Here is a 14,193-nt window from a genome sequence, read left to right as displayed (position 1 = left end):
CGCGCACGCCGGGGCGTGCGCTCACCCGCCTGTCACCGCAGCTTATAGACCACGCTGAGGCCGTCCCTGGTGTACGACGAACGGCCCGGTTCCGCCGGGAGGCGGTGGGACAGCGCGGCCAGCAGTCCCCTCCTCCCGGGCAGGACGGAGGCGCGGACGTGGACGACGCCCCGCTCGCGTGCCCGCGCCAGCAGCGCGGTGATCATGGCGGTTCCCGCGCCCTGCCGCTGCCAGGCGTCGGCGACCAGTACGGCCAGCTCGGCGGGGTCCGCCTGGGCCGGGCCCACCATCCCCGCGCGGGGTGCCGCGCCGTCCGCCGCCGGCGCGGAAGGACCGGCGACCAGGCTGGCGAGACCCGCCAGGCGCGTCCGGTCGCCGCCGCGGTAGGCCACCACCGCGTCGTGCGCGGTGGGTACACCGGCGAGGGCGGCGGCCAGGTACTCCCGCGGGAAAGCCCGCGACCGGCCGAAGAAACGCAGCCGGACGCTGTCCTCGGAGCAGGCGGCGAACAGCGCTTCGAGTGCCGCGCGGTCGCCCGGACGTGCGGGCGCCACGGTCCAGCCCGCGGAGGTCTCCCGGGCCTCGGTCCCCTGGGCCGACCGCGCCGCCGGTGTCGCCTGCGGCGCCGGCGCCTGTGCCGTCCCTGCCCCGAAAGGCTCGGGGCCCGGTCGCGTCCCGGTCACTATGACACTCGTCATAGTGACCAGTATTATGACGAGTGTCATAGACGGCAAGGCGGCGCGCGTCCGGCGCGGCTGCCGCGCGGAGGGCGGGTGCTGCGGTGGTGGACGACATCGGCTTCCTCGGGCTGGGAGTGATGGGCCGGCCCATGGCTCTCAACCTCGCCCGTGAGCGGTGCGGCGACGGCAGGGCCGGCGACCTGGTCGTCTGGAACCGCAGTCCTGCCGCCGCCGGGGAACTGCGGCTGGCCGGAGCGCGGGTCGCCGGTGATCCGGGGGAGGTTTTCGCGCACGCCGGCACCGTCTTCCTGATGCTCGCGGACGGTTCCGCCATGGACGCCGTGCTCGGACGTGACACGCCTGCCTTCGCGCGTCACGTCGCCGGGCGCACGGTCGTCCACATGGGCACGACGTCCCCGGCGTACTCGCGCGGGCTGGAGGCGGACGTCGTCGCCGCGGGCGGGACCTACGTCGAGGCTCCCGTCTCGGGATCGCGGGAGCCGGCGGAGGCAGGGCGGTTGGTGGCGATGCTCGCCGGGCCGCCCGAAGCGGTCGCGGACGTACGGAAGTTGATCGCGCCGATGTGCCACGAGAGCTTCGTGTGCGGTTCGTCGGCGCCCGACGCGCTGCTGATGAAGCTCGCGGTCAACCTCTTCCTGATCACCATGGTCACCGGGCTCACCGAGGCCTATCACTTCGCCGACCGGTACGGCCTGGACCGCGGCACCTTCCGCTCGGTCCTCGACGCGGGTCCGATGGCCAGCGGAGTGTCGCGGATGAAGGCACAGAAGTTGATGACCTGTGACTTCGCCGTGCAGGCAGCGGTGTTCGACGTGCTCAAGAACAACCAGCTCATCGCAGCGGCCGCGCGTCAGGCCGAGTTGGCGTCGCCGTTGCTCGACGTGTGCCACGCGTTGTTCGGCGAGGCCGTCGAACTCGGGCACGGTAAAGCCGACATGATCGCCGTCCTGCGGGCGTTCGAAGCCCGTACAGACGCCGTTCCCCGAACCGTCTAGGCTGCAACTGCCTGTTGTGGGCGTTCAGTTGACCGAAGGGTGGGGCTGTCGGAATGGGTGTGGCGATCCGCAGGGCGGGGGCCGAGGACCGTGACGCGGTGGCGAAGCTGCTCGACGAGGTGTTCCACCACGACCCGGTGAGCAGTTGGGTCTTCCCGGACCCCGAGCACCGCAGGACCTCCCATATACGCCTGATGGGCGCCTTCTTGGACAACGCCCTGGCCGAGGGCTACGTCGATGTGACCGAGGACGGCTCCGCGTGCGCCCTGTGGCTGAGCGTGCCGGCCCACGAGGACGGGGAAGCGGGCCACGGCGAGAGCGGAGACGAGGCCGACGGTGACGGTCCCGCGGAATTCCGCGAGTTGGTCGACCCGGCCAACGAACGGGTCGAGCAGATCGCCCGGTTGATGGAGGCGGCCCACCCCGGCGACCGGCCCCACGAGTACTTGATGCTGATCGCGGTCTCCGAGGAGGTCCGCAGCCAGGGCGTGGGTGCTGCCCTGATCGAGTCGGTGCTGGAGCGGTGCGACCGCGAAGGTCTGGCCGCCTACCTGGAGGCCAGCAGCATGCGCAGCCGCGGCCTGTACGAGCGGCTCGGCTTCGTCTTCATGGGCCGGACGGTCGACCTGCCCGACGGCCCGCACATGTGGCCCATGTGGCGCGACCCGCGGCCCGCCACGCACTCCTGACCCGCGCACTCCCGACCCGCGCGGTCAGCGGTACGTCGTTCGGTCCGGTGGAGGGCGCACGCCCCTAGGCTCACGGAATGGCTCACATCCTCCACCTCACCGAACGCCACCTGTGGGACGAGGCCCGCGCGGCCGGCAGCTACGAGATGTCGACGCGCGACCGCACCCTTCTGGACGAGGGCTTCATCCACTGTTCGCTGCCCCACCAGCTCCCGCACGTCGCGGCGCTCCTCTACGGTTCACCGCCGGCCCGGGACGATCTGGTCGTCCTCGTCATCGACGAGGACCTCGTCGATGCCACGATCCGGTACGAGCCGCCGACGCCTGGCGGTGAGGTCTTCCCGCACATCTACGGCCCGCTGCCGGTCTCCGCGGTCGTCGCGGTCGAGTCGTGGCCGCCCACGGAGAACGCGGAGGCGCGCACGCCGCCGCCCACCCTCTGACGAGCGACGCCGAGCCCGCCCGTACGCCCTGGTTCACCCCTCTTCGTCCTCTGCGCGACGTCAATGCAGAAGACTTCTTCTGGGAAATCTCTTCCAGAAGAAGTCTTCTGCATCTAGGCTCATGCCCATGAGTGAGACCCGCCGCATCACCGACCCCGAGACCCTGAAGGGCCTCGCCCACCCGCTGCGCCGTCAACTGTTCCGTCAGCTCGCGCAGTTCGGGCCCACGACGGGCGCGGTCCTGGCCAAGCGGCTCGGCGCGGACGCCGGCCAGATCGCGTACCACCTGCGTGAACTCGCCCGGCACGGCTTCCTGGAGGAGGCGCCGGAGCTGGCGCGCAACCGGCGCGAGCGGGTCTACCGCGCGGCTCCCGGCGCGTTCAGCTTCTCCCAGCGGGACTTCGACTCCCCCGAGGCACGGGCCATCGCCGACGCCGCCAAGGCGCAGATGGTCAACGAGCAGCTCGAACGGCTGGCGGTGTGGGAGCGCGGCGCCGATGAATGGCCCGAAGCCTGGCAACAGGCCATGACCAGCAGCGAGTCGTATCTCCGGCTCAGCGCCGAGGAGCTGGCCGGACTCTGCGACGAGCTGCACACCGTCCTCCGCCGGTACCGCGACGCGGCCCGGCAGGACGCCCGGCCCGACGACGGCCGCGAGCACGTCTTCCTGTTCTTCCACGCGTTTCCCGAGCGACCGGAGTCCTGAGATGAGCACGCTCAAGTCCGCACGGCCCGAGGTACGTTCGACCGCTGCCCGTCCGACGACCCCGGCCACCGCGGCCGGACCCGCACTCGCCTCTGCCACCCCGGCCACCGTGGCCCCCGCACCCGCGCAGAGTGCCTCCCCCGCCGTCCGCCCCGCCTACCGCGAACGCTCCTTCGTCCGGCTGCTGATCGGCGAAGGCGCGTCCACCGTCGGCGACCAGGTCTGGTACGTCGCGCTGAGCTGGGCGGCCGTCCGCAGCGGTGGGCCCGCGTCCGCGGGCGCCGTGATGACGGCCTCGGCGATACCCCGCATGCTGCTCCTGCTGTTCGCCGGGCCGCTGGCCGACCGCTTCGACGCGCGCCGGCTGATGCTCGGCAGCGACGCCGCCCGGGCCGTGCTGATGCTCGGCGCGGCGGCCCTGGCGGTGCTGCACCCCGGCGTCGGGATGCTGGTGACGGTCTCGCTGCTGCTCGGCGCGATCGACGCGCTCTTCCTCCCGGCGGCCGGTTCCGTACGGCCCCGGCTGCTGGAGACCGACCAGCTTCCGCAGGCCGCCGCGCTGCGTGAACTCGCGCTGCGCGGCGCCCTGGTGGCGGGCGCGCCGCTCGGCGGCCTCCTCATCGCCGGCGGGGGGTTCCGCTGGGCCTGCGCGGTCAACGCGCTCAGCTTCGCCGTCTCCATGGTGGCCGTGTGGGGAATCCGCCCGCGTCCGCTGCCCGTTGAGTCCGCCGCCGCGGACGCCGCCGCCGCGCCCCGGACGCCGTACCTGCGCTCGCTGCGCGACGGACTGACCGCGATCGGGCGCAACCGGGTCGTCGGCGCGCTGCTGCTCGTCGGACTGCTGACCAACCTCGGGTTCGTCGGCCCGATGAATGTCGGACTGGCCCTGCTGTCGGACCAGCGCGGCTGGGGTGCGGGCGGGATCGGCCTGCTGCTGGCGGCGTTCGGGATCGGGGCCGCGGTCGGCGCGGCGGTGATGCTGCGCTGGAAGGTGACCCGCCGGATCGGTGTGGTCGTCGCGGTGGCGGTCCTCGCGCAGGCCGCCTCGCTGGCCGCGATGGCCGTGCTGCCCGCGCTGGCGCTGTCCGTCACGGCGGCCGCCCTGGTCGGGGTCGCGGGCGCGGTCGTCGGGGTGAGCTGCGGGGCGCTGGGCCAGGCCCGTACGCCCGACGAGCTGCGGGGACGGATCAGCAGCGTGCAGACGCTGCTCAGCCTGGGCGTGGTGCCGCTGGCCGTCGCCGGGACCGGCGTGCTGGCCGCCGCGATCGGCACCGTCCCGGCGTTGCTCGCGAGCGCGGGCCTGGAAGTGCTGGCGGCGGTGCCGTGCCTGCTCGTCGGCGCGCTGCGCACGGCACGCCTCGCCGGCGACGCCGCCTGACGCCACGCGGCACCGGATGGCACGGGCCGCCGCACGTCCCATGCCGTGCGCCTTTCCGGCGACTCCGCCTGATGTGACGCAGCGCCACTCCCGGCCCCCGGCCGGCCGCGTCACAGACGTTCGTCCCTCGTGTCACAGCCGTGTCCTGACCCGGCCCGCCCTGCAACGGACGCGGCGGCGGTCCTGTCTCTGGGTGCAGAGGCCCTGCTCAGCGGGAGTGGGGAGTCGTTCTGGAGGAGAGAACTATGCGCGTGCGTTCGATCTCGCTGGCCGCCCTGGCCGCTGTCGCCGCCGGTCTGTCGCTCACGGCCTGTGACAGCAACGCGAGCACCGACGGCGCCGGGTCGCCCTCCTCCTCGGTCTCGGCGTCGGCAGGCGGCTCGACGGACGGTGCCACGACGTCCGAGGGCACGAACGGCACGAACGGTACCGGCGGCACCGACGGCACGCAGGCGCCCTCCGGCGCCGGCACTCCCGCCTCCGGCAGCACCGCCACCGGCGGGTCGGGCAACGGTTCCGTCCAGGCGGCCGGCGGCACCTCCTGCCAGACCGCGCACCTGTCCTTCACCGCCTCGCACGGCATGGGCGAGGGCGAGATGCTGATCAACATGCAGAACACCGGCGCCCACGCCTGCACGATGCACGGCTTCCCCGGTGCCGACCTCAAGGGCTCCCTCGGCACGGTGAGCGCCGCCCGCAGCAAGGTCGCCGCTCCGCATGTCACCCTGCAGCCCGGCCAGGAGACCCGGTTCACCCTCTACTACCCCGCGAACACCAGCGGCGGGTCCGGCGTCACCTTCACCACCCTGATCGTCACCCCGCCCAACGAGACCCACTCCCACACCATGTCGCTGGCCATCAACGTCCCCGTCTCCGACAGCGCGAAGCCCGCGATCACCGTGGACCCGGTCGGCGCGGGCAAGTGACCCGGGACCGGGGTCGCGCGGCCGGGATGCCCGAGGCCGGGGTCCGGGGAACGTACGGTGGTCCCGGTTCAGGTGCCGGTGCCGCTGCGGACGCGCGGGCGGACGCTGAGCATGCGAATGCGAATGCGAATGCGGAACGCGAACGCGGATGCGGAGGCTGGTCGGGATGGCGGGTGCGGGCGAGGCGCCGGTGATCACGTGCGCGGAGGTGGGGTCGTTCGCGTGGAGCGTGCTGGCGAAGCGGCACCCGGCGCTGGTCCGGCAGGTCCGCGAGGCGACGCCCTACCCGCCGGAGCTCGCGCGGGCCCTGGACGTGCTGCTGCGGGAGTGCGAGGCGGGCGTGATCACGCCGCTGCCGGAGGGCGCGCACGACGGGGACCGCTGGGCCGCGTGGAGCACCGGCCGTCTCGGGCGGACCTGGTTCGAGGTGCCGTTCCTGTGGTCCGAGAGCTACTTCTACCGCCGGCTGCTGGAGGCCCTCGGCTACTTCCGGCCCGGGCCCTGGCAGGGCGTCGATCCCTTCGCGCCCTTCAAACGGGCCGAGTTGGACAGCCCCGAGGTCGCCGAGGAACTGGCCGCGCTCGACACCGTGTCCCAACTCCCCCCGGACGAACAGGACCAGGCTCTGCTGACCGGTGCGCTGTGGGGCAACAAGGCCGACCTCGGCTTCCGTATCTCCTCCGGTGACCCGGGGGGCAAGGGCGAGCACCTGGTCGCCGACGACAGCGCCGCGATGTGGCGGCACCTCGTGTCGTCCCCGCCGGGCGCCGTGTACGTCCTGGCCGACAACGCGGGCCGCGAGCTGATCCCCGATCTCCTCCTCGTCGACCACCTGCTGCACACCGGCCGGGCCGCGGCCGTCGTCCTGCACGTCAAACCGCAGCCGTACTACGTCTCGGACGCGACGACCGCCGACGTCCTCGACTGCGTGCGCCGGATCGCGGACGCACCGGGACACGCGGGGATCGTGGGCGGACGGCTGCGCGACGCCCTGACCGGCGGACGGCTCGCCGTCCACGCCCACCCGTTCTCCTGTGCGCCGCTCCCGTACGCGGAGATGCCCGACGACCTTCGGGCGGACCTCGCGCAGGCCACCCTCACGATCTCCAAGGGCGACCTCAACTACCGCCGTCTGGTGGGAGATCGGCGCTGGCCCGGCACCACCCCGTTCGCCGACCTCACCGCAGGGTTCCCCACGCCCGTGCTCGCCCTGCGCACACTCAAGTCGGACGTGGCCGTGGGGCTGGCCCCGGACACCCTGGCCGAACTGGAGGCGAGCGGCGAGGAGTGGCGGACCAGCGGCACCTATGCGGTGATGCATTTCCGGGGGTGACCGCGGAGGCGGGTACGGGCGGGGGTGCCCGGTCGACGGGGGCGCCGGGTCTGGCTGCCCTCGGCGTCGTACGGATGAGGGACCGGATGAGGGACCGCGCCGTCCCTACCGCGGGCTCGTGGCGGGGCGGCTCAGCGCGCAGTCCCCGCACAGGGCGCCGTTGTGGTCCGGGGCGGCGCGGTAGATCAGGCAGCAACTGTGCCGCCGGAATCCGCTGACATATCCGCCGCCACCGTTGCCGTATCCGCTGTTGCCGTATCCGCCGGTGCCGGCCAGGAACGGATGCCGCAGCAACTCCTCGACCAGAGTGCGGGCTTCGGCTCCTCGGGTGATGGTCCCGCCGCCGCCCGCAGCCGCGATCACGCGGGCGGCACCGGCCAGCGCCGACGCCGCGTTGCCGCGCAGAATGTGCGTCGAGACGCCGAAACGGCCGAACGCGGCGGCCAGGGGAGCGGCGAGGTCGTCGAGCAGGACCCCGGCGACGTCGGTCGTGCCGGGAGATCCCGGCCGGGGCAGGGACAGCGGGAACGCCCCGCCCAGCGTGTCCTGGCGGCGCAGATCCGCCAGGGTGACGGGATCGACCCGCCCGTGCAGCACCGCGGTCGCCAGCAGCGGCGAGCTGAGGCGAGCCGCCAGGCCCAGGTGGGCGACGGACGCCGCCACCCGGACCTCGATGCGTTCGACGGGCGCGCGGCTCCCGGCGGCCAGGAACTGCCGTACCGCGGCGACCCGTTCGTCCAGGACGGCCGGGTCGTCCGCGATCTCCGACACCGGCCGCCACGTCCCGGCCGGGGGATCGGCCGGGTCGTGGCGTTCGACGGCGAAGAACGGCCCCAGGGCGGCCAGTTGGTCGTCACCAGGGGCTGCGTGACCGGAGCCGGCTTCACCGGAGGCCGGTCCGTCGTCGAGGGTGGGGTCGTCGCTCATCGGGGTGGGGCGGCCCGCGTCACGTCGTCACCGGGTCCGGTGCCGGACCGGACGCGGCGGGGGTCGCCGAGGTGGGCGGCCCCGCGGGGGCCGGTTGCAGGAGCCGCTGCGCCATGGGCGCGAAGACCAGCCCGATGGTGCCCCACAGAACGAGCTGGGCGGCGAGCGAGTAGAGGCGGAAGGCGAACAGCACGTCCGCCGGGAAGCCCGGATAGACGATGTTCCCCTGCTTGTCGGTCAGCGGCAGCGGCGTTTCGGTGGCGTGCCGGCCGTAGAGCTGCACGTTGTCCGACAGGTGCCCGAGCGAGGGCAGCAGCGCCATGACGACACCGATCGCCACGACGTACGCGGCGGCCCCGAGCAGCGTCGCGTTCCAGTTGCCGAACCGCGGTTTGAGGCGCTGCCCCAGCCAGACGGCGGCGGCCAGGAACACGATCGAGCACAGCACCATCACCAGGTACAGGCTGCCGCGTTGCTGGATGGTCTCGGGGTGCCCGATGGCCGGCGGGTTCGGCGGGTACTTCACGAACGGCACCAGGTAGAAGCCGAGCAGGCCACCGCCGGCGACCAGCAGCGAGAGCGTGCGGGCCTGCAGCCGGCCGGTGCGTCCCAGGCAGAGCAGGTAGGCGACCGCGAACAGCGCGCCCATCGCCATGCCGAAGAAGACCATGCCGACGCCGAGGCCGACGTCGGCTTGCACCGTACGGGAGAAGAGGTCGGGGTCGGCCATGTCCGGCGGGATGCCGGCGGCCTTGTTCAGCGCCTCCTGCGCGGCGTCACGGCCGCTTTCGTAGGCGATGGCCTTGTTGATCTGCGGCTCGGCGAAGATCCGCGCGAAGGCGAACGCGAGCAGCCCTGCGACGGCGCCGGCCAGCAGGCCGCGCCCGATGATGCGCTTGACCATGGTCGGTCCCGGTGTCCCCGTGGCTCAGTGGCAGGGGAAGCCGAGGAAGTGACGGGCGTCGTGCACGAACTCGTGGACGTGCATGTCGTTGCCGAAGACGGAGGTGGCGCCCTGGTCGACGCCGATGAAGTAGTAGACGGCGAGCGCGAGCACGGCGGTGCCGATGAGCAGCAGCGCGGCGCGGGCGTTGGGGACGGCGACCGGAACGGCGGGGGCGTCGGCCTCGGGGGTGGGGGTGGCGGCAGACGCGGACAGACTGCTCATGTGAAGCCCTCCTTGGGGATCGTGCGTCCCAGTTCGATGGAGCGGGCGCGAGGAAGGAGTGTCTGACTCGCCCGCGGCCGAGGCCGGGGGCACACAGTGGCGCGACCGTGCCGGAATTGCACCGGCTTACTCGCTCCCTCACAGTTACCGGCACAGTAAGGGCGGTTCGGAGACGCCGTCAATGTGACCTGTCAGCCATCACGCTGCGGGTTTGAGCCGAACCGCCCTGCGCGAGCGGGAGTTGATCTGCTGCCTGACATCGAACGACGAGCGCGGTGAGGCGAGTTGACGGCGCTGTGGATCGCGTGGGCGGGTGCGGAGTCAGCCCGTGAAGCCGTTGCCGGTACCCGATCCGGCGCCGCTCCCCGTGCCGCTTCCCGTGCCGCTGTCCGTGCCCGTCTGGTCGCCCGGGGTGGCGGTCGGGGAGGGCGAGGCGGACGTCGGGGGCGGGGACGTCGGAGGCTGGGTGGCGTGGGTGCCGCCGGTGCCGCTGCCGCCGCCCGCGCCGGTGCCCGAACCGGGGTCGGTGGAGGGCGTGTCCGTGGGCCGGGGCGCCGAGGGGGTGGAGTCAGGACCCGGGCGTCCGCTGGGGTCGCTGCGGTGCGGGCTGCTGGTGGTGCCGGGGGACGGGGTGTCACCGGTCCCGGGCGCGGGGGTGTGGCCGGTGCCGCCCGAGTGGGACGAGCTGTGGCCGGTCACGGCGTTGCCGATGGTGGTGCCGTGCCCGTGTCCGCTGATGTTCTCCCCGGCGACGGCCTCGTAGCCGGTGATCCCGACCATGGTCAGGCCGAAGGCGAGGGCGACGGCCACGACGGGCCGCTTCCAGCCGCCGCGCCTGCGGGCGCGGTACGCGGTGGGAGCGCCGTAGCCGTCCGGCCCGTGGTGGCCGCTGTCACTGCCGGACGCGAGCGGGCCGTCGGTCCGCGTGCCGTCGTCCGCGGCGGTGCCGTGGTCCGCGGCGGTGCTGTGGTCCGCGGCGGTGCTGGGGAACACCGCGGTGCTGGGGAACGCGACGGTGGGGCTCGGAGGGGAGACTGTCACGGGGTCGGTCTCCGGCAGCAGCAGTTCCGTGGGACCCGCCTGGGTCGCCGCGCCGCTGCGCGGACGTGTCCGGACCCGCACGCGGCGCACGCCGGGCCGGGCCTGGACGGCGACTTCCTGCATGTGGTGGCCGGTGCGCCGGAAGAGGTGCTGCAGGATGGTGCCGCCGCAGGTGCCGAGGACGCTGACCACGCCCGCGCCCGCGATGGTGCCGTAGACGCCGAGGTTCGAGGCGAGCTTGGCGGCCACGACCGCCGCAACGGCGCTGCCGGCGACCTGCGGCACGTTCAGGTCGAGCTTGCCCTCGCGGCCCTTGGCCTTGTGCGTCGTGCCGACGCCGCCCGCGCTCTCGTCATCCCGGTCGCCGGGACCCGTGCCGTCGTGCCGCGGGCCGGTGCGCGTCCCGCCGTCGTCGCCGGTGCTCTGCGTCTGCCGGTCCCGGCCGGTCTGCGCGGGCAGCGCGTGGGTCTCCGCCGGTGCGGGCAGCGCGTTCGTCACCGGTTCCGTCCGGTACGGCGACTGCGTGTGTTCGCCGTGTCCCGTGTCGGCCGGACGCCGGTCACCGCCCCATGCCTCGCCCATGCCGGACCCTGCCCACCTTTCCGTTCGTCCTTGCCAGAGGAAGACGCCCGGGCGGAACCACAAGTTCCGTTTGTCGGGTTTTCGTGAGGCACACCACTGCGCCCGGATTTCGCCCGGGTCCGCCCCCTTCACGTCGTCCGCCTCACGCGGGCCGTCCGGCGGCGGCCGAACCGTTCCCGGCGGCCCCCGAACCTGTCGGCGCGGGCCGGTATGCTCCCCGCTCGCGGTCGGGAAGCCCGGGGTGTCCCGGGGCCGGCCGACCGGGATGTGTCGAGGGGGCGGAATGACACGCAACGCAGGGACCGGTCCGGGCGCGGACGCCGGTCGAACCGCGGCCACCACTCGGGCAGACGGGGCGTCAGAGCTTCACGATCACGGTGCGGTCGCCGCGGACCCGGCGCATGTGGGGATGTCCGTGCGGCTTCCTCGACGTACCGGCGCCCGGCCTCCGCCTCGGCCGGCTCCTCGGGGGTGAGGGGGCCGTATGCGCTCTCCCGCCGGTCGACGGCCTCGTGCAACCGGTCTTCTCTTCCCGACCCGCTCCCGGGTGGTCACCACGAACGCGTCAGGGCCGGTCTCCCCGAAGGGAAACGGGCCCTGACCTGCTGCTCTGGAGTCGGGGTGGCGGGATTTGAACCCACGGCCTCTTCGTCCCGAACGCGATGAGGCCCCTTTGCGACTTCGTCTCGCGGTCGCTGACCTGCTCATTCAGCTCCAGCGCCGTTCGTTATCGTCCGGGACAGTCCTGGCGTGGCTGCCTGGTTTGGCCCCCGTCGGAGGAGCATTGCGCCCGTTCGGGCATGGACTGAAGGGGGTATCACGCAGTATCCGAGTGACTCTGCGTCTCGTGCTCCGCCTTGTCGCGGCCCGTTCCCGGAGCTCCCAACCCAGTTGGGGCCCGCTCAACTGACGGCCGGGACCTTCGACACGCGCCCCGTCAAACCTCCGTTGACGACCGTCAGTTCCGATGGCGGGGTAGTCGACTGCACACAGCCCCAGGCCTCACCGTCGTGAGCTGTCGCATGTCATCAGACGCGATCGGTATCGACACCCTCCACTGCTCTGATGAGGTCGGTCGCCGCGGGACAGAGCGGAGGCCCGCGGCGTCTGCGGAGGGTTGGAGTACCGGGCGCAGTACTCACGCAGGCTGCCGTCCATGTCCAGCCGTGCGTGCACGCTGTCGTCTCGGCGATGTGGATATACATCTCGGAGATTGACTTGCTACCTGACGAGGCATCAACTAGCCTCTCCGAGGCAGAGGTTGATGGAGACGAGAGTTGGAAGTAACGACGGGGGATCGAGTGCTGCATGAGCGCGAGTGCAGAGTGCGGGATTACTACGCTTCGGAACTGGCCCAGCACCGTCCGGGCGAGTTGCTTATCGCCCGGGAGAACAGTTACGACGGCACGGCCGTGCGCGGGGATATGCGCACCATTGACCGGAGCAACGTCACTCGCCTGTGGGAGTTCAAGATCAGTGCGAGTTACGAGGCGCTTGGGCAGATCCTGGTCTACGTGGCCATGGCGCGCCGGGCTGAGGAAGCCGCCGGCAACGACTGTTTGATCCGTGGCGTCATCGCAGCGTTCAACTTTCAGCCCGAGCTTCGCTACACCGTTGAGAGGATGAACCTTTCGATCGAGCTAGTCGCACTGCCTCCCGCCCTTGCTCACGCAGGTGGCGTCCCGACCTTCGAAGAGCCCACATCGCTTCCCGTGATTCCAGGCCAGTCCGGGCTGCTCGCCTCGACGGGCGCCGAGCCCTCCCAGCAGGAGACGCCATGAGTACGCCATTCATCAGTCAGCAGAAGCTGATTAACATCGACGAAATCCCCGAGGATGAGGCATATGGGGGCCTGCGCATCCTGCGTGTCAGCTCGGATGAGGAGGCACGAGCCAACTTCGAGCAGCATCGCTTTCGCTTCCAGCATGAGAGTGAGAAGCGGCACGCTATCCGCGGCACGCTGTGCCTTAAAGGTGCGGAGGGCGGATACCGCATCTGCGTCACAGTCCATCCCAGCCTGCGGCAGTTTACGGACCTCGTAAGGTATAACCCTTCCGATCCGCCGCGAGCTGTCGACTACGAGGCCAACGGCATGAAGGCCGCTCACCTGAAGACGCAGAGCGACTTCAAGGGCGCGAAGGCCGCCAACCGTGGTGACTTCAGTCGGTACATTTTGGAGGCCGTCCGCGGTGAGCGGGTCGCTTACCTGCCTACAGTCACCGGGTGGCAGTCGGTCGAGGAGTTCGAGGAGGACCCTCAGCCCATTTTCGTCGCATTCGATGAAGCGAACCCGGCGGCCCTCTACGGCGAAATCTACCTGCCCAAACGGCCCATCATGCAGGCCGATGGGCAGACCCAGACCGCCGCCCTCTTCGAGGCAGCGCAAAATCGTCTCGCTCTCCAGAACGGTGCACTTGACACCTTCTTCGTGACACTCGAGGTCGAACTAAAAGTTGACGTCGACGCGGCGGCCCAGAGTTTCGCAGATCGCAATGGACGCGGCACGAAGAAGAACACCAACCTGGTGGCGACCTTCGACACCTCGTCCGCCCTGGCCAAGCTGCGCAACCAGGCAGTCAAGGGCACCATCTTCGAGAACCGCGTCGCCGATGGCCGCAGTACGGGAGCCACGCTCACGGCGGTGCAAAATATCGTCGACGCATCGACGCTCGAACAGATGCTGCTCAACGTGATCTCCCACGGCAACCGCAAGCGCGAGCACATCAAGCACCATCACATCGAGGCGGTTCTGCCGTACTGCCGTGAGTTCCTGCAAATGTTGGAAGGTCAATTCGGTGGTGCCTGGAACGACACCAAGCAGGCGGACACCTACCGACGGCTGTATGTCCATGGGTGGGCATTCGCCCTTAAGGCTCTCGCACTGGCCTACAACCAGGTGCGGCGCGACAAACTCGGTCCGATCATGGACGCGATGCAGAAGGAGACTGCAACCGGAGACGATACGACTGAGCAGTTGGTGAAGAGGTTCACCGAAATCATCGCGGAACAGTCGGTGCCTACTCCGGCAGTGTCCTTTGACGAGTTCAAGCAGCGTCTGGCTGCCATTGACTGGCGGCGTGACCGCCGGCATTGGATTCGGATCACGGGTTGTCTGCAGGAGAAGAACGGCACCAAGAAGACGGTGAAGCTGAAGAGCACTGGGGAGACCGTCGTCGCAGCGGCAGCCTCGAACACCCCGGCGCACATCAGTCAGGTCGAGAACAAGATCCTCTCCGACACCTGGACCGAGCTCGCTAGTGGCGAACCCGAGCCCATCAACTAGACACCCACGCCCTGGTCGGCG

The 14,193-nt window shown here is 71.3% G+C and carries 14 protein-coding genes; 9 read left to right on the top strand and 5 right to left on the bottom strand.

Going from position 1 to position 14,193, the window contains the following annotated elements; translation table 11 throughout:
- Window positions 1-32: 32 nt before the first annotated feature.
- Window positions 33-698, bottom strand: coding sequence for a GNAT family N-acetyltransferase (locus K7862_RS07595; RefSeq protein WP_222961663.1), 666 nt, complete (start codon window positions 696-698; stop codon window positions 33-35).
- Window positions 699-784: 86 nt separating this feature from the next.
- Here K7862_RS07595 and K7862_RS07590 point away from each other — a divergent pair, with 86 nt between their 5' ends.
- From K7862_RS07590 to K7862_RS07560, 7 genes are all read left to right on the top strand, one after another.
- Window positions 785-1,696 carry an NAD(P)-dependent oxidoreductase gene (locus K7862_RS07590; RefSeq protein ID WP_222961784.1) on the top strand — a complete coding sequence of 304 codons (912 nt, stop codon included), beginning with the start codon at window positions 785-787 and terminating at the stop codon, window positions 1,694-1,696.
- A gap of 53 nt (window positions 1,697-1,749) precedes the next feature.
- The gene (locus K7862_RS07585; RefSeq protein WP_222961662.1) at window positions 1,750-2,385 is read left to right on the top strand and encodes a GNAT family N-acetyltransferase; all 636 of its coding nucleotides are present in this window, start codon (window positions 1,750-1,752) and stop codon (window positions 2,383-2,385) included.
- Window positions 2,386-2,462: 77 nt separating this feature from the next.
- Window positions 2,463-2,828: a DUF952 domain-containing protein gene (locus K7862_RS07580; RefSeq protein WP_222961661.1), complete on the top strand. Its 366-nt coding sequence runs from the start codon at window positions 2,463-2,465 to the stop codon at window positions 2,826-2,828.
- Between the two features lie 127 nt (window positions 2,829-2,955).
- Complete coding sequence (locus K7862_RS07575) at window positions 2,956-3,534, top strand: winged helix-turn-helix domain-containing protein (RefSeq protein WP_222961660.1); 579 nt, start codon at window positions 2,956-2,958, stop codon at window positions 3,532-3,534.
- Between the two features lies 1 nt (window position 3,535).
- On the top strand, window positions 3,536-4,912 hold the full coding sequence (locus tag K7862_RS07570; RefSeq protein ID WP_222961659.1) for an MFS transporter: 1,377 nt from the start codon (window positions 3,536-3,538) through the stop codon (window positions 4,910-4,912).
- Between the two features lie 245 nt (window positions 4,913-5,157).
- Window positions 5,158-5,838, top strand: coding sequence for a DUF4232 domain-containing protein (locus K7862_RS07565; RefSeq protein ID WP_222961658.1), 681 nt, complete (start codon window positions 5,158-5,160; stop codon window positions 5,836-5,838).
- Between the two features lie 166 nt (window positions 5,839-6,004).
- Entirely contained in the window at window positions 6,005-7,171 is a 1,167-nt protein-coding gene (locus K7862_RS07560) for a damage-control phosphatase ARMT1 family protein (RefSeq protein ID WP_222961657.1), read from the top strand.
- A gap of 105 nt (window positions 7,172-7,276) precedes the next feature.
- Here K7862_RS07560 and K7862_RS07555 read toward each other — a convergent pair whose 3' ends face one another.
- The 4 genes from K7862_RS07555 to K7862_RS07540 form a co-directional block, all read right to left on the bottom strand.
- A complete protein-coding gene (locus K7862_RS07555; RefSeq protein ID WP_222961656.1) occupies window positions 7,277-8,098 on the bottom strand; it encodes a (2Fe-2S)-binding protein in 822 nt (273 codons plus the stop codon).
- A gap of 19 nt (window positions 8,099-8,117) precedes the next feature.
- Window positions 8,118-9,002, bottom strand: a complete 885-nt coding sequence (locus tag K7862_RS07550; RefSeq protein WP_222961655.1) for a CbtA family protein — start codon at window positions 9,000-9,002, stop codon at window positions 8,118-8,120.
- 24 nt (window positions 9,003-9,026) lie between these two features.
- Window positions 9,027-9,266, bottom strand: a complete 240-nt coding sequence (locus K7862_RS07545; RefSeq protein WP_222961654.1) for a CbtB domain-containing protein — start codon at window positions 9,264-9,266, stop codon at window positions 9,027-9,029.
- Between the two features lie 321 nt (window positions 9,267-9,587).
- On the bottom strand, window positions 9,588-10,889 hold the full coding sequence (locus tag K7862_RS07540) for a hypothetical protein (protein WP_222961653.1): 1,302 nt from the start codon (window positions 10,887-10,889) through the stop codon (window positions 9,588-9,590).
- 1,277 nt (window positions 10,890-12,166) lie between these two features.
- Here K7862_RS07540 and K7862_RS07535 point away from each other — a divergent pair.
- Together K7862_RS07535 and K7862_RS07530 are read left to right on the top strand one after the other, a co-directional pair.
- Window positions 12,167-12,670: a hypothetical protein gene (locus K7862_RS07535; protein WP_222961652.1), complete on the top strand. Its 504-nt coding sequence runs from the start codon at window positions 12,167-12,169 to the stop codon at window positions 12,668-12,670.
- Window positions 12,667-14,172, top strand: a complete 1,506-nt coding sequence (locus K7862_RS07530; protein ID WP_222961651.1) for a DNA sulfur modification protein DndB — start codon at window positions 12,667-12,669, stop codon at window positions 14,170-14,172. The genes K7862_RS07535 and K7862_RS07530 overlap by 4 nt, the downstream gene beginning before the upstream one ends.
- Window positions 14,173-14,193 lie beyond the last annotated feature (21 nt).

The organism is Actinacidiphila acidipaludis (genome assembly GCF_019890725.1).
Taxonomy (GTDB): domain Bacteria; phylum Actinomycetota; class Actinomycetes; order Streptomycetales; family Streptomycetaceae; genus Actinacidiphila; species Actinacidiphila acidipaludis.
The sequence above is the reverse complement of the archived record's forward strand: the minus strand, read 5'-3'. Positions and strand labels throughout refer to the sequence as shown.